This window comes from Streptomyces sp. NPDC059957 (genome assembly GCF_042730015.1).
GTDB lineage: Bacteria > Actinomycetota > Actinomycetes > Streptomycetales > Streptomycetaceae > Streptomyces.
Genome location: NZ_JBHWMB010000031.1, coordinates 33,565 through 55,647 on the forward strand (window position 1 = coordinate 33,565; position 22,083 = coordinate 55,647).

Here is a 22,083-nt window from a genome sequence, read left to right on the forward strand (position 1 = left end):
CCTTACCGACCCCCTAATCTGGATAAATGCCCGCACCCTCCTCACCCACGAGCACCGCCACGAGCACCGCCACGCCCACCCCGCCCCCGCAAACGACGGCAGCCGCCCCCGCGGACGGCTCCTTCCGGGCCCGCTTCGGTCCCGTCGCCCTGGTGGTCACGGCGGGCGTCTCGGTGCAGTTCGGCGCGGCCCTCGCGGTGATGCTCATGCCGCGGGCGGGCGCGGCCGGCGTGGTCACGCTGCGGCTCGCCGCGGCCGCGCTGGTGCTGCTGCTCGTCTGCCGGCCCAAGGTGCGCGGGTACTCCCGCTCCGACTGGTCGACCGTGGTGTGGTTCGGCGTGGCCATGGCCGGCATGAACGGCTTCATCTACCAGGCCATCGACCGCATCCCGCTCGGCCCCGCCGTCACCCTGGAGGTGCTGGGCCCGCTGGTGCTCTCCGTCGTGGTCTCCCGCCGCCTGCTCAACCTGCTGTGGGCCGGGCTGGCGCTCGCCGGAGTCGTCCTGCTGTCCACCCACGGCGGAGGCGGCCTCGGCGGGCTCGACCCGCTGGGCGTGGCCTTCGCCCTCGCGGCGGGCGGCATGTGGGCTGCGTACATCGTGTTCAGCGCGCGGACCGGCCGCCGGTTCCCGCAGGCCGACGGGCTCGCGCTGGCCATGGCCGTGGCCGCCGTACTGTCCCTGCCGCTCGGCGTGATCGAGGCCGGCTCGGCCCTGCTGAGCCCCAGCACCCTGCTCCTGGGCCTCGGCGTGGCGCTGCTGTCCTCGGTCCTGCCCTACACGCTGGAACTGCTCGCCCTGCGCAGGCTCCCGGCGCCGACCTTCGCGATCCTGATGAGCCTGGAGCCCGCGATCGCCGCGACGGCCGGGTTCCTGATCCTGAACCAGGCGCTGTCGGCGCTCGACGCGGCGGCGATCGCGCTGGTCATCGTGGCGAGCATGGGCGCGGTCCGCTCGCAGACCCGCCCGTAGGCCCACCTGCGGGACGTTTCCGCTGCTCAGGCTGTCGGCGACGGGTCCAGCGCGGGCAGGAACTGGTCGTAGAAGCCGGACTTGAGCCGCAGCGCCCGTTCCTCGGTCTCCCTGAAGCCGTCAGCCCTGTCAGCCCTGTCAGCCCTGTCAGCCCTGTCAGCCGTGTCAGCCCTGTCAGCCGTGTCAGCCCTGTCAGCCGTGTCCGTCCCGTCTGCTCGGCCGAGGAGTTCGGTCACCCGGGCGGCCAGCCGGTCGGAGTGGGTGTCGGACAGCATGGACACGGTCGCGAGCGAATGCGTCTTCGCGTCGTGGACCAGGTGCGGGTGGTAGAAGCGCGAACGGTTGAGCCCGCCGCCCTCGCTTGTGAACAGCGGCCCCATCCGCTCCCACAGCCGCCCGTACTCGACGGAGACCAGCACCTCGCCCCAGAAGCGGAGGAAGGTCAGCAGCCGCAGATCTGCGTCGGCGTGGCCGCCGGCCTCCGCGATCAGCTCGAGGGTGTCGGTGATGGCGCGCTGCGTCGCGGCCGTGGGCCTCGACGCCACGAGGGCCTCCCTGGACACTCCGAGCCGGCGCAGGTCCTCCGTCATGTCCTCGCGGTGCGAGGGCGCGTGCCCCGTGGCGCCCGGGTACTCCTCGCGCAGGATGAACCGGGCGATCCGCAGCCCCTCCTCGTCGCGCAGCAGGTCGATGGCCAGGTCGTAGGACGGTGTGAAGGCGAGCGATACGAAGCGCCGCTGGAGCAGGAGCGCGGTGAAGTCCTCGTCGGGCAGCCGGGTGATGTTCGCGAGGACCGGATGCTCCTCGAAGCGCTCGATCAGCCCGTTCTCGAAGCCGTCCAGCTCATCCAGCTCATCCAGCTCGTCCAGCTCGTCCGGCCTGTGCAGCCGGTCCTGCCGGCCCGGAGCGCCCAAGTCGTGCATGGCCGTACCCTTCCCGTGGATCTGGATCTGGATCTGAATCTGGGACTAGTGCCGGGGCCGGATCACCAGCTGATGTTCCTGAGCGACTCGCGCCAGTCGGGGAGCGCCACGTCGCGGCCGATCTCCCACAGCGTGTCGAGCTCCTTCTGGACCTGCCGTCCCATCGTGGTGTCGCCGCCGTCGATCTCGGTCTGGGTGGAGTCGACGGCCAGCTGGCCGTGCAGGAACGAACTGACCAGAAAGTGCTCGTCGGCCTTGTGCACGGCGATGGACGGCAGGGAGTTGTACACCCGCACCCTGAGCAGGGCGCGTCCCGCCGGCCCGACCGCCCTGTGCAGCTCCGCGAGGCCGGCCAGGGACATCTCCACCCGGGCCTTCACGTCCAGCGTGAGGGCGGGGTCCCGTACGGAACGCAGTGCCTCGTCGCGCAGCCCCGCCACGGGGGAGGAGGGGTACAGGAGCATGATGCGCACCGGGACGCCGTGGTCCACCAGAGCCTTCTCCAGCGAGGGCTGGAGGTGAGCCAGGTTGGGGACGAAGGTCTGCAGGATGGCCACTTCCTGGGTGGCGCCCTCCACGAACGCGTTGAACTCCACGTCGGGGAAATCCGGGTGCACCCGGATCACGCCGAGGTAGTTCTCCTGCTTGAGCTGCTCCGCGACGGTCTCGATGTCCAGCTTGGCGAGCTGTGCCTGGAAGCTGGTGTCGAGCCTGGCGATCTGCGTCCGGAGGGTTTCGTCGAGCCGGGTGACCTGCGCCTCGACCACGTCGAGCTTGCGCAGCCGGTCGATCTCCAGCAGGAGGAACACGGTGACCGTGCTCAGGATGAGCAGGGTCACCTTGGGGAGCGCACCCCCGGGAGCGAGTGCGTCGAGCCACCCGAGGAGGTCCGCGATCAGTACCACGACGCCCGATGTGGACATCAGGGCCAGCGCGATCCGTTCCACCCGATAGCGAACGTCGACACTCATGTCGCTCCAGCCCCCCGTGCCCGGTACCTCGTACCTCGTGCCCGTCATGGTCGGCGATGACGCTATACCGACTCCCGTTGTTCCAGGGAGGTTTGAGTGGCAAATAGGAGTGGGGTGGGACGAGTTCAGGCCAAGCCGGTCCGGTCAGTTCCAGATGATGTCGCCGGCCGGCAGGGGAGTCACGTCGGCGTGCTGGACGTTCGCTTCGGCGTGCTCCCCGTCCGGGAAGTCCTGGCCCCAGCCGCTGGCCATGGCCACGCCCAGCGCGAGGGCGCTCAGGGCGGCGACGGCGAAGTACATCCGAGGAGTCGTCATGCGGGGAGCATCCCAGCAGCCCGCACCGGAGGGAAGGCCTCAACCGTGGCTTTGTTCCCGTCAGCGGCCCTGTCCCTCCCCGCTCGCGTCCAGGCCGGCTCTCGGCTGTTGTCAGTGGGCGGGGCTAGCTTGTTGGGATGGCGATGACACCGATGGCGGGGGATGCCGGGTATGCCGGTGGACTTTCCGTGTCCGCGTGTCGTCCACCGCGCTCGCCGCCCTGATGGGTGAGTGGGACCGGTGCCGCTGGGTCTGGAACGAGTGTTGCGCGAAGTCGAAGCAGACGCACTTGTGGAACAAGGGCCGGCCCGAGGGTGCGGACAAGCGGACCTGTGGCCCGGCGCAGCTCGACAAGATGCTGACTGAGGCCCGCACCGGGAATGCCTGGCTTCGGGATGGGTCCTCGGTTGTGCAGCAGCAGTTGATCCGGGATTTCGCGAAGTCCCGGGCCAAGGCGCAGAAGGATATTAAGGGCCGGTTGCCGGTGCGGCAGCGGGCCGGGATGCCGAAGTGGAAGAGCGACGACCACGACCTCCCGCACGCGGAGTACGGCAGGAAGGCCTCCGCCGGCCTGGTCCGCTATCAGCGGATGATGGCCCGCCGTAAGCCGGCGAAGGGCAAGCCCGGGTCGAAGGGCTACCAGGCGGCGAAGAAGCACGTCGCGAAGCTGCACAAGAAGGTGGCCCGGCAACGCCGGGACACCGGCCGCAAGTGGGCCAAGTCCGTCGTCCGCGACCACGACGCACTGGCCGTGGAGGACTTCCGTCCGAAGTTCCTGGCCAAGTCCACCATGGCCCGTAAGGCGGCCGACGCGGCGATCGCCGCGACGAAGACGGCCCTGATCGAGATGGCTCGGAAGCACGGCCGGGCCGTGTACCTGGTACACCCCGCGCACACCACGATGGACTGTGCGCAGTGCGGAGCGAGAACCAAGCACGCACTACCTCTCTCGATGCGAACATATGCCTGCACCGAGTGCGGAGCCGCGTCCCCCAGGGACAAGAACTCCGCACGCGTGATGCTGGTCCGGGCTGGTCTCAACCCGGCTGGTGCTGAGGGCGTAAGACCACCTGGGGCGCTGCCCCAAGTGGATGCCTGAGCCAGGAATCCCCGATCAGCCTTGGAGGGCACCGCGGCTTGATTCCTTCCGCGCGGCTGCGCGTCAGAGGAGTCCGAGCGGCCGGAGCGCCGAGCCCAGTCCGCTCGGCCGCTGCTCGACGGGCAGGTGCTCGACCAGCCGGACCGGGCACCCCAGCGCCGCGGCCCCCGTATCGGCGACGGCGTCGTCGCCGACCATGAGCACGTCCGCGGGCGCCGCTCCGAGGGCGTCGCAGGCGACCTGGAACAGGCGGGGGTCGGGCTTCTGGACCCCGTGCTCGAAGGAGAGCACGTAGGCGTCGACGAACCGGTCGACCCCGTGGGCGCGGAAGACGGGCCGCAGGTCCCAGCCGATGTTGCTGACGACGGCGACGGGGACGCCCCGTTCGCGCAGGGCGGCGAGCGTGGCCGCGGTATCGGGGTAGGGCCGCCAGGCAGCGGGGGTCCAGTGCCGGTCGTAGAGGGCGTCGGCCAGCTCCGGGGAGGGCAGCGGCACCTCGCGGGTGAGGGCGGTGTAGGCGGCCCGGTGCTGCTCGGGGCTCAGGTCCCGCTCCCGCCACAAGGGCTCCAGCCGGGCCGGCAGCCGCCGCGGCGAGGCGCCGCCCGGAAGGGCGCCGGCCTCTTCCAGCAGGGCCGCGCAGGCGGTGAGTTCCGCCTCGGGCAGGTCGATCCCGGCGTCCGCCACGACCGCGCGCAGCCAGTCCTCGGTGGGCTCGACGCGGAAGAGGGTGCCGGAGAAGTCGAACATCACGCCTTTGACGGAGCCCGCGAGCCCGCCTTCGTCCCCGTACGCGTCCATGTCCCCGTCCCCGTCTTGCGCTCGGCCGTGACGGGGATCCTCGCCGCGGAGGCAGGCGGCGCGCAAGGGGACCCTCGAGCGAGGGTTCCTCGGGGCACCGCCCCAGACGGGGGTCCGGGGGCCGGCCCCCGGCGACGGCGCCGCACCCGGCAAGGGTCCGGACGGAGCCCGGGGAACGGTGGAAGGGCGGGTGGGGGACGGCCCCCCGCAGGGCACGCCCGGGACCGTCGCGACGGTGTGGCCGACCATGCTGCCGCCCAAGTCGACTCTCACCCAACCCCGTTCGCTTCGAAAAAATAAATGCAAGCACGCTTGATTGTTTTCGTGCCGGCTGCCACGCTTCCCCTCACGCCGAGAAGGGGAGCGCACCCGTGCCCGATCCGTCCGCTGTCGAGAACGCCTTCGCCGTCTTCGCCGATCTCCGCGAGGAGGGCCGGGAACTCGATGTTCTGGTAGGGGAGTTGCCCGCCCCCGACTGGGCGAAGCCCACGCCCGCGCCCGGCTGGAGCCTCGCCCACCAGATCGCCCACCTGCACTGGACCGACCGGGCCTCGCTGCTCGCCCTCACCGACGCCGCCGCCTTCGCGGGGCTCGTCGAGGAGGCGCTGAAGGCCCCCGACTCCTTCGTCGACGCGGGCGCCGAGGAGGGCGCGGCACTGGCCCCCGCCGAGCTGCTCGCCCGCTGGCGGGACGGCCGTACCGCACTCGGCGAGGCCCTCGCCGCGGCCTCCCCCGACGCCAGGTTCCCCTGGTACGGGCCTCCGATGAAGGCCGCGTCGATGGCGAGCGCCCGCCTGATGGAGACCTGGGCCCACGGCCAGGACATCGCCGACGCCCTCGGGGTGCGCCGCGTACCGACGGCCAGGCTGCGGCACGTGGCGCGGATCGGAGTGCGGGCGCGCGACTACGCGTACGCGGTACGGGGACTGCCCGCGCCGGCGGAGGCGTTCCGGGTGGAACTGACGGCTCCGGGAGACCGCGCCGAGGTGTGGACGTACGGCCCCGAGGACGCGCCCCAGCGGGTCACCGGACCGGCGCTCGACTTCTGCCTGCTGGTGACCCAGCGCGCCCACCGAGCCGACCTGTCCCTGACGGCGACCGGCCCCGACGCCGACCGCTGGCTCGGCATCGCCCAGGCCTTCGCCGGCCCGGCCGGCCCGGGGCGCGCGCCGGAGGCCTCCCGGTGACCCGGCGCCCCCTGCTGATCGGCAACGCGTCGGGCTTCTACGGAGACCGCTTCGACGCCCTGCGCGAGATGCTGACGGACGGCCCCCTCGACGTACTGACCGGGGACTACCTGGCCGAGCTGACCATGCTGATCCTCGGCCGCGACCGGCTGAAGAACCCGGAGCTCGGCTACGCCAAGACCTTCCTGCGCCAGCTGGAGGAGTGCCTCGGCCTCGCCCACGAGCGGGGCGTACGGATCGTCGTGAACGCGGGCGGCCTGAACCCCGCGGGACTCGCCGGAGCGGTACGCGCGCTGGCCGCGAAGCTGTCCGTCCCCGTCTCGGTCGCGCACGTGGAGGGCGACGACCTGATGCCGTACCCGCTGCCGTCCGGGGAAGGCGCACTCACCGCGAACGCCTACCTCGGCGGCGGCGGGATCACGGCCTGCCTGCGGGCGGGCGCGGACGTGGTCGTGACCGGCCGGGTCACCGACGCGGCCCTGGTGAGCGGGCCCGCGGCGTGGTGGTTCGACTGGGCGCCGGAGGACCACGACCGGCTGGCGGGAGCGGTGGTGGCGGGCCACGTACTGGAGTGCGGCACGCAGGCCACGGGCGGCAACTACGCCTTCTTCACCCGGCACGACGTGTCCCGCCCGGGATTCCCGCTGGCGGAGATCGCATCGGACGGCTCGTCGGTCATCACGAAGCACCCGGGCACGGGCGGCATCGTCTGCGTCGGTACGGTCACGGCGCAACTCCTCTACGAAACCCAGGGAGTCCGCTACCTCGGCCCCGACGTGACGGCCCGCCTGGACACGGTCCGGCTGACGGACGCGGGCGCGGACCGGGTCCGGATCTCCGGGGTCCTGGGCGAAGCCCCGCCCGCCACCCTCAAGGTGGGCGTGACCCGCGTTGGCGGCTGGCGCAACGAGGTCGTCTTCGTCCTGACGGGCCTGGACGTGGACGCGAAGGCCGCGCTGGTCCGGGAGCAGTTGGCCGCGCTGCTCGAGCCGGTGGAGTCGGTCTCCTGGACGCTGTCCCGCACGGACCACGAGGATGCGGAGACGGAGGAGACCGCGAGCGCACTGCTCCGCCTGGTCGTCCGCGACCCGTCTCCCGACAGGGTGGGCCGGGCCCTGACCTCGGCGGCCATCGAACTGGCCCTGGCCAGCTACCCGGGCTTCCACGTAACGGCCCCACCGTCCCCGGCCCAGCCGTACGGAGTCTTCGAGGCGACCGCGGTCGCCTCGGGCGAGGTCCCCCACACGGCGGTCCTACCGGACAGCACCCGCCTCCCGGTGCGCGCGGACCACACCCCTACGGGGCACGTCCCCTCCCCACCCTTCCCCCGCTCCCCGACCTCCGCCCAGACCCGCACCCCAAATGCCCCCGGCGGCGCCGGAATCCCGGTCCCGTCTGCACCTTCAGCCCCTCCGGCGCTTGAGGCGCGGGACCCCGGTGCCGGCCCCCGCGAAGGCGCCGGGGCGCAGCCCGGCCCCGGGGGTCCGGGGGCTGGGCTCCCGGTTTCGGGACGGCCAGGGGTGGAGCCCGGCCCGGGGGGCCCAGGGGCGCAGCCTGTGGTTCCGGGACGGCCAGGGGTGGAGTCCGGCCCGGGGGGCCCAGGGGCGCAGCCTGTGGTTCCGGGACGGTCAGGGGCGGAGTCCGGCCTTGGGGATTCGGGGGCGCAGCCCCGACCCGGGGGTCCGGGGGCTGGGCTCCCGGTTTCGGGACGGTCAGGGGCGGAGTCCGGCCCCGGGGGTCCTGGGGCGCAGCCTGTGGTTCCGGGACGGTCAGGGGCGGAGTCCGCCCCCGGGGGTCCGGGGGCGCAGCCCCCGGTTTCGGGAAGGGGCGGGGTGGGGGAAAGCCCCGCAGGGCCCACCACCCCCGAGCCGCAGGCCCCGGGAGTCCCCGAGCGGGAGGCCCGGGCCACCCCGGATCAGGCGGCGCCGGCGGCGCCCACCGCGCCCACCCACAGGGTGCCGCTCGGCACCATCCTCGGCGCCCGCAGCGGCGACAAGGGCGGGGACGCCAACGTCGGCGTGTGGGCCGAGAGCGGCCCCGCCTGGGAGTGGCTGCGCGCCACCCTCACCGTCGAAGCCTTCAAGGCGCTGCTCCCCGAAACGGCCCCACTGGAAGTGACCCGCGCCGAGCTCCCCAACCTCCGCTCCCTCAACTTCACCATCACCCGGATCCTCGGCGACGGCGTGGCCTCCGGCCACCGCTTCGACCCCCAGGCCAAGGCCCTCGGCGAATGGCTCCGCTCCCGCCACGCGGACATCCCCGCAGCCCTGCTGCAACCACCCGCGGCCCCCTCTGCAGCCCTGACACCGCCCGCGGAGCCCCCCGGATCCTCGGCACCGCCCGCGGCCCCCTCCGCAGCCCTGGCCCCGCCCGCGGCGCCTCCCGGATCCTCGGCCCCGCCCGCGGAGCCCCCCGCAGCCCCGACACCGCCCGCGGCGACTCCCGGATCCTCGGCACCCCCCGCGGAGCCCTCCGCAGCCCTGCCGGCACCCCCGGCGGAGCCCTCCACGGCCCTGCGGCAGGCATCCGCGGAGCCCCCCGTACCCACCCCGACCCCGGAGGGGACCCCGTGACCCGCCTCAAGAGCGCCGTCGACCCGCTCGCCCCCGAGCACGCGCAGGCCCGTACAGCCGCCCTGGAACGCCTCGCCGAGCTCGATGCCGCGCACGCCACCGCCCTCGCCGGAGGCGGCGAGAAGTACACCGCCCGCCACCAGACCCGCGGCAAGCTCCTCGCCCGCGAGCGCGTCGAGCTGCTCCTCGATCCGGACACCCCCTTCCTGGAGCTGTCCCCGCTCGCCGCCTGGGGCAGCGACTACCCGGTCGGCGCCTCCATGGTCACCGGCATCGGCACCGTCGAGGGCGTCGAATGCCTGGTCACCGCCAACGACCCCACGGTCCGCGGCGGCGCCTCCAACCCCTGGACGCTCAAGAAGGCGCTCCGCGCCAACGAGATCGCCCGCCAGAACCGACTGCCCTGCATCAGCCTCGTGGAGTCCGGCGGCGCCGATCTCCCCTCCCAGAAGGAGATCTTCATCCCGGGCGGCGCCATCTTCCGCGACCTCACCCGGCTCTCGGCCGACGGCGTCCCCACCATCGCCGTCGTCTTCGGCAACTCCACCGCCGGAGGCGCGTACATCCCCGGCATGTCGGACCACACCATCATGATCAAGGACCGCTCCAAGGTGTTCCTGGGCGGCCCGCCGCTCGTCAAGATGGCCACCGGCGAGGAGAGCGACGACGAGTCCCTGGGCGGAGCCGACATGCACGCCCGGACCTCCGGCCTCGCCGACTACTACGCCCTCGACGAGCACGACGCCATCCGCCAGGCCCGCCGCGTCGTCGCCCGCCTCAACCACCGCAAGGCCCACCCCGATCCGGCCCGCGCCGAAGAACCCCTCCACGACCCGGAGGAACTCCTCGGCATCGTCCCCGCCGATCTGAAAACCCCCTTCGACCCGCGCGAGGTCATCGCCCGCATCGTCGACGCCTCCGACTTCGACGAGTTCAAGCCCCTCTACGGCACCAGCCTGGTCACCGGATGGGCCAGCCTGCACGGATACCCGGTCGGCATCCTCGCCAACGCCCAGGGGGTGTTGTTCAGCGCGGAATCGCAGAAGGCGGCCCAGTTCATCCAGCTCGCCAACCAGCGCGACATCCCGCTCCTCTTCCTCCACAACACCACCGGCTACATGGTCGGCAAGGAGTACGAGCAGGGCGGCATCATCAAGCACGGCTCGATGATGATCAACGCGGTCTCGAACTCGAAGGTCCCCCACCTCTCCGTCCTCATCGGCGCCAGCTACGGCGCCGGCCACTACGGCATGTGCGGCCGCGCCTACGAGCCCCGCTTCCTCTTCGCCTGGCCCAGCGCCAAGTCCGCGGTCATGGGCCCCGCCCAGCTCGCCGGGGTGCTCTCGATCGTGTCCCGCCAGTCGGCCGCGGCGAAGGGACAGCCCTACGACGAAGAGGCCGACGCCGGCATGCGCGCCTTCGTGGAGGCGCAGATCGAGTCCGAGTCCCTGCCGATGTTCCTGTCCGGACGGCTGTACGACGACGGGGTCATCGACCCCCGCGACACCCGCACCGTCCTCGGCCTGTGCCTTTCGGCCGTCCACAACGCCCCCGTCGAGGGCGCCCGTGGCGGCTTCGGCGTCTTCCGGATGTGAGCCCGCACATGACTCTGAACCCGCCGCAGAACCCGCCCCTGAACCCGACCCAGAACCCGCCCCTGCACTCCCTCCTCGTCGCGAACCGCGGCGAGATCGCCGTCCGCGTCTTCCGCACGGCCCGCGCGCTGGGCCTGGCCACCGTCGCCGTCCACTCCGACCCCGACGCCGACGCCCTGCACGTCCGCGCGGCCGACGCGGCCGTACGGCTGCCCGGCGCGGCCCCCGCCGACACCTACCTGCGCGGCGACCTGGTCATCGGCGCCGCCCTCGCGGCGGGCGCCGACGCCGTCCACCCCGGCTACGGGTTCCTCTCCGAGAACGCCGACTTCGCCCGCGCCGTCCGCGCCGCCGGACTCACCTGGGTCGGCCCGCCGCCCGAGGCCATGGAGGCCATGGCCTCCAAGACCCGGGCCAAGGAGCTGATGCGCGCCGCCGGAGTCCCGCTGCTCGACCCCGTCGACCCGCACGCGGCCACCGCCGCCGACCTCCCGCTGCTCCTCAAGGCCGCGGCGGGCGGCGGCGGCCGCGGGATGCGGGTGGTCCGGGACCTCGACTCCCTCAAGGAATCCCTCGAAGCCGCCTCCGCCGAGGCCCTGTCCGCCTTCGGCGACGGAGAGGTCTTCGCCGAGCCCTACGTGGAGCGCGGCCGCCACGTCGAGGTGCAGATCCTCGCCGACTCCCACGGCACCGTCTGGGCGCTCGGCACCCGCGACTGCTCCCTCCAGCGGCGCCACCAGAAGGTCATCGAGGAAGCCCCCGCGCCCGGCCTCCCCGAGGCCCTGCGCAGCACGCTCCACGAGGCCGCCGTGGCCGCCGCCCGCGCGGTCTCGTACGAGGGCGCGGGCACGGTCGAGTTCCTGGTCACCGCCGACGGCCGCCCGTACTTCCTGGAGATGAACACCCGCCTCCAGGTGGAACACCCCGTCACCGAAGCGGTCTTCGGGATCGACCTCGTCGCGCTGCAACTGCGGATCGCCGAGGGCGCCGCCCTGCCCCTGCACCCCCCGGCGCCCGCCGGACACGCCGTCGAGGCCCGCCTCTACGCCGAGGACCCGGCCCAGGACTGGCGTCCGCAGACCGGGACCCTGCACACCCTCGCCGTCCCCGGCGAGGTCCGCGTGGACACCGGTTTCACCGACGGGGACACGGTCTCCGTCCACTACGACGCCATGCTCGCCAAGGTCATCGCCCATGCCCCGACCCGCGCCGAGGCAGTCCGCGCCCTGGCCCACGCCCTTGCCGGGGCCCGGATCCACGGCCTGACCACCAACCGCGAGCTCCTCGTACGCTCCCTGCGGCACCCGGAGTTCGCGGCAGCCCGGCTCGACACCGGCTTCTACGAGCGCCACCTGCCCGCCCTCACCGAGGCCGCCCCGGAGGACCGCGCCCCCGTACTCAGTGCGCTCGCCGCCGCCCTCGCCGAGTCCGCCCCCCACCCGGACGCCCCCCTCGCCACCCGCCTCGGCGGCTGGCGCAACCTCCGCTCCCAGCCGCAGAGCCGCCGCTACACGGCCGCGGGGACCGAGTACGAAGTCCGCTACCACCCGTCGCGCACCGGCCCCCCGGAGCTCCTCGACCACCCCGGCGTGCGCATCCTGTCCGCCGAACGCCACCTGGTGACCCTCGAAGTCGACGGCGTCCGGCGGCTGTTCCACGTGAAACAAAAATCGAACACGGCGTACGTGGACTCCGTGCTCGGCTCCCACGCCCTGACCCCCGTCCCCCGGTTCGAGGACCCCCAGGACCGCACCGAACCGGGCTCCCTGCTCGCCCCCATGCCCGGCACCGTCGTCCGCGTGGCCGAGGGCCTCGCCCCCGGCAGCGCCGTCACCGCCGGGCAGCCCCTGCTCTGGCTGGAGGCCATGAAGATGGAACACCGCATCCTCGCGCCCGCCTCCGGCACGCTCACCGCGCTCCACGCCGTCACCGGCCAACAGGTCGAATTCGGCGCCCTGCTCGCCGTAGTCCAGGAGGAAGCATGAGCTCCACCCCCGGCACCACGACGCTCGGCACCACGCTTCTCGAAACAGAGGAACACCAGGCCCTGCGCGCGGCGGTCGCCGCCCTCGGCCGCAAGTACGGCCGCGAGTACCTCGCCCGCACGGCCCGCGAGGGCGGCCACCCCGACGAACTGTGGGCGGACGCCGCCAAGCTCGGCTACCTCGGGGTGAACCTCCCCGAGGAGTACGGCGGCGGAGGCGGCGGCATCGCCGAACTCTCCATCGTCCTCGAGGAACTCGGCGCCGCCGGCTGCCCGCTCCTCATGATGGTGGTCTCCCCCGCCATCTGCGGCACGGTCATCTCCCGCTTCGGCACCGAGGACCAGAAGCGGGCCTGGCTCCCCGGCCTCGCCGACGGCACGCGCACCATGGCCTTCGGCATCACCGAACCCGACGCCGGCTCCAACTCCCACCGCATCACCACCACCGCCCGCCGCGACGGCGACGACTGGGTCCTGACCGGCCGCAAGGTCTTCATCTCGGGCGTGGACATCGCCGACGCCACCCTCATCGTGGGCCGCACGGAAGACGCCCGCACGGGCAGCCTCAAGCCCTGCCTCTTCATCGTCCCCCGCGAAACCCCCGGCTTCGCCTACACCCCCATCGACATGGAACTCCAGGCGGCGGAGAAGCAGTTCGAGCTGGTCCTCGAAGACGTACGCCTCCCCTCCTCCGCCCTGGTCGGCGACGAGGACGCGGGCCTGCTCCAGCTCTTCGCGGGCCTCAACCCCGAGCGCGTCATGACCGCCGCCTTCGCCATCGGCATGGGCCGCTACGCCCTCGCCCGGGCCGTCGACTACGCGAAGACCCGCCAGGTCTGGAAGACCCCCATCGGCGCCCACCAGGCCATCGCGCACCCCCTGGCGGCCGCCCACATAGACCTCGAACTGGCCCGCCTGATGATGCAGAAGGCGGCCCACCTCTACGACGCCGGCGACGACATGGGCGCGGGTGAGGCCGCGAACATGGCGAAGTACGCCGCGGGGGAGGCCTGCGTCCGGGCGGTGGACCAGTCCGTCCACACCCTGGGCGGCAACGGCCTCACCCGCGAATACGGCCTCGCGGCGCTCATCGTCGCCTCGCGGGTGGCCCGGATCGCCCCGGTCAGCCGGGAGATGATCCTCAACTTCATCTCCCACCAGACCCTGGGCCTCCCCAAGTCCTACTGACACCTTCCTGACGCGGAGCTCGCACCGCTGCGCGGGCTTCGCCCCGCTGCGCCGGACTCCGTCCGGCGGTGCGTGGTCGGGGTGCCCGCCACTGCCGTCCCCGGCGGGTGCCGGTGGGCGGGTGCGGCTGGGTGGGCCCTGCGGGGCGAGTTCCCCTACCCGCCCTTCGCCCGTTCCCAGAGCTGCGCCCGGACCCGTTGCCGCGTGCGGCGCCGTTCCCGGGGGTCCGGGGCGGAGCCCCAGGGGGTCCGGGCGCAGCCCGGGACCCCTCCAGCCCGTCCGGCGTTTGAGGACCGGGTCAGGGCAGAGCTCTGGGAACGGGCGAAGGGCGGGTAGGGGACTCCGCCCCGCGCAGCGGCACCCACACCCGCGGCGGCGCACAGCCCCGGCCCACCGGAGCCCGCCGCAGGCGACCCGCATACCCTCCCCGGAGGGGATCCCGACCGACCGATCACCCCCTCCGGAGGAGACATGCCCCCACTGGTCCACGCCGCGCGAACGCCCGGCCTCACCACCCTGACCCTCGACTCCCCGGCCAACCGCAACGCCCTCTCCGCCACCCTGGTCCAAGAACTCCGCACCGCCCTGGCCGCCGAGGCAACCGCACCGGCGACCCGTGCCGTCGTCCTCACCCACACCGGCACCACCTTCTGCGCCGGCGCCGACCTCAAGTCCCCCTGCGACCCGGCCGACTTCCTGGCCCTGCTCCGGGAGATCGCCGAACTCCCCAAGCCCGTCGTCGCCCGGGTCACCGGCCACGTCCGCGCGGGCGGCCTCGGGCTGCTCGGCGTCTGCGACATCGCCGCCGCCGGGCACGGGTCCACGTACGCCTTCACCGAGACCCACCTCGGCGTGGTCCCGGCCGTGATCTCGGCGCCGCTGCTCCCGCGCCTGGACCCCCGCGCGGCGGCCCGCTACTTCCTGACGGCCGAGGTCTTCGACGCCGCCGAAGCCACCCGCATCGGCCTGCTCACCCTCCACACCACCGACGCGGACGTCGACAAGGTGCTCGCCCCCGTCCTGGAAGGCCTCCTCAAGGCCGGCCCCGAGGCCGTGGCCGCGACGAAACGTCTGGTCACCGCCCCGGTACGGGCCGCCCTGGAGCGGGACGGAGCCGCCCTCACCGAACTGTCCGCCCGGTACTTCGCCTCCGCCGAGGCCCGCGAGGGCATCAGCGCCCGCTTCGAGCGACGGGACCCGTCATGGCTGCGGTGACCGCGGAGACCGGCCCCAAGCAGGCCCGCAGCCGGGTCACCCGCCGTCACCTCCTCGAAGCGGCCGTCTCCTGCCTCGCGGAACAGGGCTGGGCCGGATCCACCGTCGCCGTCGTCGCCGAGCGGGCCGGCGTCTCGCGCGGGGCGGCCCAGCACCACTTCCGCACCCGCGAGGAACTGTTCACCGCGGCCGTCGAGTACATGGCGGAGGTGCGCTCGACCGCGCTGCTGGACCTGTTCCCGCGCGGCGCTGCCCCGGCGGCCCGCGCCGACGTGGTCGGGGCGCTCATCGACCTGTACACCGGCCCGATGTTCCGCGCCGCCCTCCAGCTGTGGGTCGCGGCCTCCCACGAGGAACAGCTGCGGCCCCGCGTGGCCGAGCTGGAGGCCCGCGTGGGCCGCGAGACCCACCGCATCGCCGTGGAACTCCTGGCCGCGGACGAGTCCGTACCGGGCGTACGGGAAACCGTGCAGGGCCTGCTCGACATGGCCCGCGGCCTGGGCCTGGCCAACGTCCTCACCGACGACACCACCCGCCGGGCGCGGGTGGTCGCCCAGTGGGCCCGGATCCTGGACTCGGAACTGGGCTGAGGCCCCCGGGAACGCGACGGGCGCCGCACCCCGAGGGGATGCGGCGCCCGTCGACGAGCGGCGGCCCTGTGCGGGGGCAGCCGGCCGGCCGGCACGATCAGGCGGTCGAGGCGATGTCCGCGTAGCCCTCGATCTCGCGCGGGTTGCGCACGCCCGGCCCGGTGTAGCGGGCCGAGGGGCGGACCAGGCGGCCCGTGCGCTTCTGCTCCAGGATGTGCGCGGACCAGCCGGCGGTACGGGCACACGTGAACATCGAGGTGAACATGTGCGCCGGGACCTCCGCGAAGTCCAGCATGATCGCGGCCCAGAACTCCACGTTCGTCGCGAGCACCCGGTCGGGGCGGCGCGCGTGCAGCTCCTCCAGGGCGGCCTTCTCCAGCGCGGCGGCCACCTCGTAGCGCGGGGCGTCCAGCTCCTTGGCCGTACGCCGCAGCACGCGGGCGCGCGGGTCCTCGGCGCGGTAGACGCGGTGGCCGAAGCCCATCAGCCGCTCGCCCTTGTCCAGGGCCTTCTTCACGTACGCCACGGCGTCGCCGGTGCGCTCGATCTCCTCGATCATGCCGAGGACGCGCGAGGGCGCCCCGCCGTGCAGCGGCCCGGACATGGCGCCGACCGCGCCGGACAGCGCGGCCGCGACATCGGCACCCGTCGAGGCGATCACGCGCGCGGTGAAGGTCGAGGCGTTCATTCCGTGCTCGGCGGCCGAGGTCCAGTAGGCGTCGACGGCCTTGACGTGGCGCGGGTCGGGCTCGCCCCGCCAGCGGATCATGAACCGCTCGACCACGGACTCGGCCTTGTCGATCTCGCTCTGCGGGACCATCGGGCGTCCCTGGCCGCGCGCGGACTGGGCCACGTACGACAGCGCCATGACGGCCGCGCGCGCGAGGTCGTCACGCGCGGTCTGCTCGTCGATGTCGAGGAGCGGTTTCAGCCCCCACACGGGGGCGAGCATGGCGAGTGCGGACTGCACGTCGACCCGGATGTCACCGGAGTGGACCGGGATCGGGAAGGGTTCGGCGGCCGGCAGGCCGGGGTTGAAGGCACCGTCGACCAGCAGGCCCCAGACGTTCCCGAAGGAGACGTGGCCCACGAGGTCTTCGATGTCGACGCCCCGGTATCGCAGCGACCCACCTTCCTTGTCGGGTTCGGCGATCTCCGTTTCGAACGCGACGACTCCCTCGAGACCGGGTACGAAGTCGGACATCAGGCGGCTCCTCAAATAGTGCGAACACGCGCGGCTCCCGGCGTGATTCGCGGTCCGGCGCGGTCATCCCCGTTGATGCCCGGCACGGCCGATGGTCATCCGTTCGGGACCGTCGGACCGGCCCCAAGATTTTGTACGTTCCGCTTGGCGCGGGGAAGCGTGACATACGGCACAGTCGCGGACGCGCCGCTGCGGCAGGATGGCCGCGTGACCGATCAGCACCTTGACCCTGCCGACATGCGCAAGCAGTACCGCTCCCAGCTCGTCGCCGAGGAAAGCCTCGCCGAGGAGCCGATGGGCCAGTTCGCGCGCTGGTTCCGCGACGCTGCGGAGGCGAACGTCTTCGAACCCAACGCGATGGTCGTCGCGACCGCAACCCCGGACGGCCGCCCCAGCTCGCGCACGGTCCTGTTGAAGCAGGTCGACGAGCGCGGATTCGTCTTCTTCACGAACTACGACTCCCGCAAGGGCCGCGAACTGGCCGCCAACCCCTTCGTCTCCCTGCTCTTCCCCTGGCACCCCATCGCCCGCCAGATCATCGTCACCGGCACGGCCTCGCGCATCGGCCGCGACGAGACGGCGGCGTACTTCCGCTCCCGCCCCCACGGCTCCCAGCTGGGCGCCTGGGCCAGCGACCAGTCCACGGTGATCGCCTCCCGCGCGGAACTGGACCGCCGCTACGCGGAACTGGAAGCCCGCTACCCCGAGGGCGAACAGGTCCCGGTCCCCCCGCAGTGGGGAGGCATCCGCGTGGTTCCCGACGCGGTGGAATTCTGGCAGGGCCACGAGAACCGCCTCCACGACCGCCTCCGCTACGTCCTGGAGGCCGGCACCTGGCGCGTGGAACGGCTCTGCCCGTGACCCCGTAGGGGGCCCGTACACGCAGACGACCCGCGAGCTCGGGTTTCCCCCCTGCAGTGGGGGAAGCCGGCCGGACGTACCGGCGAGCTCGCGGGTCGGGTGACTGCTTGGGATTGGCGCCGGCGACTCCGCCGGGCACCGCACTGGGTGCGTGCGACAACGGGCGCTTTAGCCCGCAGCCACCTCACGCGTCCGGTTTCCGTACATTGCGGCAACCACCTCCCTTCTCGTGTGCGGCCACTGTAGGCACCGCCGCGGAGCGCGCTCAACCGATTTACGGGGCCGATTCAGCAGGCGTATCCAGGGCCTCCGGAGCCGCCGGGTCGCGGCGGCGTTCGTGTTCGGCGTCGAGCCGCTCCAAGTCCTCGAACGCGTCCGCGCGCTCGCCCTCGGTGACAGGGCCGTGCTCCTCCTGGAGCCAGTCGACGAGTTCCCGCAGCTGCTGCTGGGAGGTCGTGACCGTGATCTTCTTGGTCGCCACACAAGCGACCGTACTCCCCGTATCGGGGCCCTCACAGGACTCGCCGACACCTGTTGGCCGTTGCCCCCGCTCGCCTACCCTTGCCGCGGAGGCGGGGGGCCACATGGATCAGGGGATGCTGCCGCGCGAGTACCGGGTCAGGGCGGGATCGGCTGCGGGGGCGTACGCGTGGATGGGGCTCGTCTGGGTGGGCGGGTGTTATCAGTCGTCCACTCACGACAGCCTGCCGCTCTGGTGGAGGGTGGCGCTGCCTGTCCTGACGGGCCTGTTCATCGCCTTCATGGCGTACGCCCGGCCGCGCCGGTTCACCGTCCTGGACGAGGAGGGGATCGCCGTACGGAGCCTCCTGCGGGTGCGGCGGCTGCGGTGGGCGGAGCTGCACGACATCCGGGCCGAGGCCTGGCCCGGGCGGGCGAGGGCGGTGCCCGGCGCGGGGCAGCTCTCCGCGTACGCCTACCTGTCCGGGGGCAAGCGCGTCTCCCTGCCGTGCGTGGACGACCGGGAAGTCGAGGGGGTCCGTACCGAAGTGGCCCGCATCCGGGGTGTGTGGACCGGGCTGCGCGGCCCCGGGTGGCAGCAGGATCCGGGTGCGGAGGCGCGCATCGCCCGGGCCGCCGCGCGGCGGGAGTGGTGGGCGCGGTCGGCCGGGGCGAACCTGGTGATCGGTGCTGCCACGGTCGGCGGGATCCTGTTCCTCGTGGTGCTCCTCGGCTGACCGGCCGACCCCTCCATCCCGGACATACCGGGATGATTGCGGGAAGTGGGTGTGTGCTGCGTCACGTTCGAGTTCAATGACGTGACGTGCCGCACACGCGAACACCTGCAGGGGGCCCAGGTGACTGCATCCGGACGTGATGAGACCGCCGACGATCTGCTCGCAGCGCTGCTGGACGGGATGGACGCGGCCTTGTGCGCGTTCGACGCCGACGGCGTGATCACCCATTGGAACCGTGAGGCCGAGCGGATCCTGGGGTGGTCGGCGATCGAGGCCGTGGGGCGCAAGGGGTTCGCGGGGTGGGCCGTGCGGCCCGCCGACGCGCAGGACGTGCAGGACCGGCTCATGGCCGCCCAGGACGTACCGGGGCGGCAGGTGCACGAGTTCGCGCTGCTGACCAAGGGCGGCGGGCGGGTGCTCGTGCGGACCCAGTCCGCGGGGGTGCCGGGCGCCGACGGGAAACCGGCCGGGGTGTACTGCGCCTTCAGCGAGGTGCACGCGCAGATCGACCTGGAGCGTTCCATCGCCCTGAGCGAGGCGCTGATGGAGGACGCCTCCTGGGGCGTCGTCCTCGTGGATGTGGACCTGCGGCCCGCCGTGGTCAACGCCCATGCCGCCCGCGCCTTCGGCTCCGGCCGCACCGCGTTGCTCGGGCGGCCGCTGGGGGAGCTGCTGGCGCAGGGGGTGGAGGAGCTGGAGGGGGCCCTGCAGCACGTGCTGGCCGAGGGCGCGCCCCCGGCCCCGGCGGAGCTGTGGGTGTCCGTACGGGGCCCCGAGGGCGTGCGGCGGCGGTGCTGGCGGTGCGGGTTCCTGCGCCTGGCGTCGCCGCTCGCGGAGGAACCCGTACCGCTCGGGGTCGCGCTGCTGTTCCAGGACGTCACCGAGGCCCGCCAGGCGCAGCTGGACACGGCGCAGCTGCGGTTCCGGTCCCATCAGCTGTACCGGGCCGGGCGGGCCGCCGCCGAGTGCGAGGACCCGGCCGAGGCGGCGGCGGTACGGCTGGAGTTCGCCCTGGCGGGCTTCGCCGAGCACGCGCTGGTGGACGTACTGGAGCCGGAGCCGGTACGGGACCCCGCGCGGCTGCTGCGCTGGGCGGCGTCCCCGCCCGGACTGCCCGGGCTGCCCGAGCCCGGGACGATCCCGGTGCGCTACGAGGCGGGCCACCCGGCGCTGCAGGCGCTGGACCGGGCCGGGTCGGTGCGGACCAGTTCCCCGCGCGGGCAGGCCGACGGGGTGTGGGCGGGCGCCCGGCGCTGGCCCGAGGGCGCGGCGCACGCCCTGTGCACGGTGCTGCGCAGCCGGGGCCGGAGCCTGGGGACGCTGACGTTCCTGCGGGGGCCGTCCCGGGCCGCCTTCGAGCGCGCGGACGCGGCGTACGCGGAGGAGGTGGCGGCCCGTGTCGCGGCGGATCTGGACCTGGCGGGGCGGTGATGGGCCCCGGCACGGCCAGGAACGGCGACCTAGTGGCGGAAGAAGATGCGGTCGCCGTACTCCTGCATGACGCGGCCGTTCCACTCGTGGCCGCCGTCCACGTTGCCCGAGCGCAGGAGCGGCGGTTCGACGCCGCGGGAGACGAGCTCGCCGGCCGCGGCGGCCATGACCGCCTGCATGATCGCGCTGGTCACGACGGTGGAGGCGGGGGCGAAGGGGGCTTCGATGCCCTCGTGGGTGAGCTCGGCGTCGCCGACCGCGATCTTGCTGTCGAGGACGATGTCGCAGTGGTCCTTGAGGAAGGTCCCGGAGACGTGGCGGGACCTGGTGCCGGTCGCGTAGGCCACCGAGGTGACGCCGATGACCTTGAGGCCGATCGCGCGGGCGTTCATGGCCATCTCGACCGGCAGGGCGTTGCGCCCGGAGAGGGAGATGATCACGAGGACGTCGCCGTCACTGGCCGGGCTGCTGTCCAGGACCGCCCCGGCGAGGCCGTCGACGCGCTCCAGGGCGCTGCCGAGGGTGGCGGGCATGACGTCGATGCCGACGGTGCCGGGCACGGCGAGGAAGTTCATCAGGGCGAGTCCGCCGGCCCGGTAGACCACGTCCTGGGCGGGGAGCGAGGAGTGCCCGGCGCCGAAGGCGAAGAGCTTGTTCCCGGCGGCCACGGCGTCCGCGATGACGGTTCCGGCCTCGTTGATGCGGGCGGACTCCTCGTCCCGGACCCGCTCCAGCAGACCGATCGCGGCGTCGAAGAACTGACCGGCCAGCTTGCTCTCGCTCATACGCCGATGGCCTTCCGGGGTGGGAGTGGGTGAGGTTGTCGTCCGTGTCCGCCGCTCACCGTGCGGTCTGGACCAAGGGCGTGTCAATACGAACTTCCATCCAAGGGCCGAAAGGCCCGGTGGGCGGCGCAATGAGAGGTGCCCGGAGGGGCTGGAGGGGCGTTTTCGGGCAGTCCGGAACGGCCCTTGACGTCCTACACGGGACGGTTGTCGGCGTGATGGGTCAGAATTGGGAGCAGGGCCAGCGCACGCAATCCGAGGGGCACGAATGTCCGGACTGATCGATACCACGGAGATGTACCTCCGCACCATCCTCGAACTGGAAGAGGAAGGTGTGGTCCCCATGCGCGCCCGCATCGCCGAGCGGCTCGACCAGAGCGGCCCGACGGTGAGCCAGACGGTGGCGCGGATGGAGCGCGACGGCCTGGTGGCCGTCGCCAGCGACCGGCACCTGGAGCTGACCGACGAGGGGCGCAAGCTGGCGACGCGGGTGATGCGCAAGCACCGCCTCGCGGAGTGCCTGCTCGTCGACGTCATCGGTCTGGAGTGGGAGCAGGTGCACGCCGAGGCCTGTCGCTGGGAGCACGTGATGAGCGAGGCGGTGGAGCGGCGGGTGCTGGAGCTGCTGCGCCACCCGACCGAATCGCCGTACGGCAACCCGATCCCGGGGCTGGAGGAGCTGGGCGAGAAGGCCGAGGCCGATCCGTTCCTGGAGGAGGGCATGGTCAGCCTGTCCGAGCTGGACCCGGGCGTGGAGGGCAAGACCGTGGTGATCCGCCGGATCGGTGAGCCGATCCAGACGGACGCGCAGCTGATGTACACGCTGCGCCGGGCGGGCGTACAGCCCGGTTCGGTGGTCAGCGTGACCGAGTCGCCCGGCGGTGTGCTGGTCGGCAGCGGGGGCGAGGCGGCGGAGCTGGACGCGGACGTGGCCTCCCACGTGTTCGTCGCGAAGCGCTGACGGACGGAGGGGCTGGGGGGTCGTCGACAGGCTGACGCACGGTCGTTCGATCAGGTCGCCAGTGCGAGCGAATCCGACTGGTGTCGGCCTGCGCGGACCGGTGTGGATCTGTATGGATGGTCCCGGGGGGGTGGGGGGAGGGGGGGGGGGCCCCCCCCCCCCCCCCCTTCCCCCCCCCCCCCCCCCCCCCCCCCCCCCCCCCCCCCCCCCCCCCCCCCCCCCCCCCCCCCCCCCCG

At 73.1% G+C, this 22,083-nt stretch carries 19 protein-coding genes and 1 pseudogene; 13 read left to right on the forward strand and 7 right to left on the reverse strand.

Annotated features, from left to right (window positions below; translation table 11 throughout):
- Positions 1–26: 26 nt before the first annotated feature.
- Positions 27–971, forward strand: coding sequence for a DMT family transporter (locus ACFWBW_RS21550; RefSeq protein WP_385374772.1), 945 nt, complete (start codon positions 27–29; stop codon positions 969–971).
- 26 nt (positions 972–997) lie between these two features.
- Here ACFWBW_RS21550 and ACFWBW_RS21555 read toward each other — a convergent pair whose 3' ends face one another.
- From ACFWBW_RS21555 to ACFWBW_RS21565, 3 genes are all read right to left on the reverse strand, one after another.
- Positions 998–1,894, reverse strand: a complete 897-nt coding sequence (locus ACFWBW_RS21555; RefSeq protein ID WP_385374774.1) for a hypothetical protein — start codon at positions 1,892–1,894, stop codon at positions 998–1,000.
- Between the two features lie 62 nt (positions 1,895–1,956).
- Positions 1,957–2,865, reverse strand: coding sequence for a hypothetical protein (locus ACFWBW_RS21560; protein ID WP_385374776.1), 909 nt, complete (start codon positions 2,863–2,865; stop codon positions 1,957–1,959).
- A 144-nt stretch (positions 2,866–3,009) separates the two neighbouring features.
- Entirely contained in the window at positions 3,010–3,180 is a 171-nt protein-coding gene (locus tag ACFWBW_RS21565) for a hypothetical protein (protein ID WP_385374778.1), read from the reverse strand.
- 223 nt (positions 3,181–3,403) lie between these two features.
- Here ACFWBW_RS21565 and ACFWBW_RS21570 point away from each other — a divergent pair, with 223 nt between their 5' ends.
- Positions 3,404–4,279, forward strand: a complete 876-nt coding sequence (locus tag ACFWBW_RS21570) for an RNA-guided endonuclease InsQ/TnpB family protein (protein ID WP_385374874.1) — start codon at positions 3,404–3,406, stop codon at positions 4,277–4,279.
- A gap of 63 nt (positions 4,280–4,342) precedes the next feature.
- Here ACFWBW_RS21570 and ACFWBW_RS21575 read toward each other — a convergent pair whose 3' ends face one another.
- Positions 4,343–5,077, reverse strand: a complete 735-nt coding sequence (locus ACFWBW_RS21575) for an HAD family hydrolase (protein ID WP_385374779.1) — start codon at positions 5,075–5,077, stop codon at positions 4,343–4,345.
- Between the two features lie 371 nt (positions 5,078–5,448).
- On the opposite strand from ACFWBW_RS21575, the gene ACFWBW_RS21580 reads away from it, so the two are divergent.
- The 7 genes and pseudogenes from ACFWBW_RS21580 (at position 5,449) to ACFWBW_RS21610 (ending at position 15,409) form a co-directional block, all read left to right on the forward strand.
- On the forward strand, positions 5,449–6,264 hold the full coding sequence (locus ACFWBW_RS21580) for a TIGR03084 family metal-binding protein (RefSeq protein ID WP_385374781.1): 816 nt from the start codon (positions 5,449–5,451) through the stop codon (positions 6,262–6,264).
- Positions 6,265–6,332: 68 nt separating this feature from the next.
- Positions 6,333–8,534 (forward strand): annotated as a pseudogene (locus tag ACFWBW_RS21585) (acyclic terpene utilization AtuA family protein); the annotation flags it as partial.
- 299 nt (positions 8,535–8,833) lie between these two features.
- The gene (locus ACFWBW_RS21590; protein ID WP_385374783.1) at positions 8,834–10,432 is read left to right on the forward strand and encodes an acyl-CoA carboxylase subunit beta; all 1,599 of its coding nucleotides are present in this window, start codon (positions 8,834–8,836) and stop codon (positions 10,430–10,432) included.
- Positions 10,433–10,440: 8 nt separating this feature from the next.
- Entirely contained in the window at positions 10,441–12,417 is a 1,977-nt protein-coding gene (locus ACFWBW_RS21595; protein ID WP_385374785.1) for an acetyl/propionyl/methylcrotonyl-CoA carboxylase subunit alpha, read from the forward strand.
- Positions 12,414–13,604, forward strand: coding sequence for an acyl-CoA dehydrogenase family protein (locus tag ACFWBW_RS21600; protein WP_385374787.1), 1,191 nt, complete (start codon positions 12,414–12,416; stop codon positions 13,602–13,604). The genes ACFWBW_RS21595 and ACFWBW_RS21600 overlap by 4 nt, the downstream gene beginning before the upstream one ends.
- 471 nt (positions 13,605–14,075) lie before the next feature.
- A complete protein-coding gene (locus ACFWBW_RS21605) occupies positions 14,076–14,819 on the forward strand; it encodes an enoyl-CoA hydratase family protein (RefSeq protein WP_385374789.1) in 744 nt (247 codons plus the stop codon).
- Positions 14,807–15,409 (forward strand): TetR/AcrR family transcriptional regulator, encoded by a 603-nt coding sequence (locus ACFWBW_RS21610; protein ID WP_385374791.1) that lies wholly within the window; start codon positions 14,807–14,809, stop codon positions 15,407–15,409. Before ACFWBW_RS21605 ends, ACFWBW_RS21610 begins: the two co-directional genes overlap by 13 nt.
- Positions 15,410–15,506: 97 nt before the next feature.
- Here the strand turns inward: ACFWBW_RS21610 and ACFWBW_RS21615 are convergent, their stop codons facing one another.
- Positions 15,507–16,613 (reverse strand): citrate synthase 2, encoded by a 1,107-nt coding sequence (locus ACFWBW_RS21615; RefSeq protein WP_385374793.1) that lies wholly within the window; start codon positions 16,611–16,613, stop codon positions 15,507–15,509.
- A gap of 237 nt (positions 16,614–16,850) precedes the next feature.
- On the opposite strand from ACFWBW_RS21615, the gene pdxH reads away from it, so the two are divergent.
- Positions 16,851–17,474: a pyridoxamine 5'-phosphate oxidase gene (gene pdxH / locus ACFWBW_RS21620; RefSeq protein WP_385374876.1), complete on the forward strand. Its 624-nt coding sequence runs from the start codon at positions 16,851–16,853 to the stop codon at positions 17,472–17,474.
- A gap of 274 nt (positions 17,475–17,748) precedes the next feature.
- Here pdxH and ACFWBW_RS21625 read toward each other — a convergent pair whose 3' ends face one another.
- Positions 17,749–17,955, reverse strand: coding sequence for a hypothetical protein (locus ACFWBW_RS21625; RefSeq protein ID WP_385374795.1), 207 nt, complete (start codon positions 17,953–17,955; stop codon positions 17,749–17,751).
- 103 nt (positions 17,956–18,058) lie between these two features.
- Between ACFWBW_RS21625 and ACFWBW_RS21630 the strand changes: the two genes are divergently transcribed.
- Together ACFWBW_RS21630 and ACFWBW_RS21635 are read left to right on the forward strand one after the other, a co-directional pair.
- A complete protein-coding gene (locus ACFWBW_RS21630; RefSeq protein WP_385374797.1) occupies positions 18,059–18,670 on the forward strand; it encodes a hypothetical protein in 612 nt (203 codons plus the stop codon).
- Positions 18,671–18,790: 120 nt separating this feature from the next.
- On the forward strand, positions 18,791–20,101 hold the full coding sequence (locus ACFWBW_RS21635; protein ID WP_385374799.1) for a PAS domain-containing protein: 1,311 nt from the start codon (positions 18,791–18,793) through the stop codon (positions 20,099–20,101).
- A gap of 29 nt (positions 20,102–20,130) precedes the next feature.
- On the opposite strand, the gene ACFWBW_RS21640 is transcribed toward ACFWBW_RS21635, so the two are convergent.
- Positions 20,131–20,886 carry an SIS domain-containing protein gene (locus ACFWBW_RS21640; protein ID WP_385374801.1) on the reverse strand — a complete coding sequence of 252 codons (756 nt, stop codon included), beginning with the start codon at positions 20,884–20,886 and terminating at the stop codon, positions 20,131–20,133.
- A 268-nt stretch (positions 20,887–21,154) separates the two neighbouring features.
- On the opposite strand from ACFWBW_RS21640, the gene ACFWBW_RS21645 reads away from it, so the two are divergent.
- The gene (locus ACFWBW_RS21645; RefSeq protein WP_385374803.1) at positions 21,155–21,847 is read left to right on the forward strand and encodes a metal-dependent transcriptional regulator; all 693 of its coding nucleotides are present in this window, start codon (positions 21,155–21,157) and stop codon (positions 21,845–21,847) included.
- The last annotated feature ends 236 nt before the right edge of the window (positions 21,848–22,083 follow it).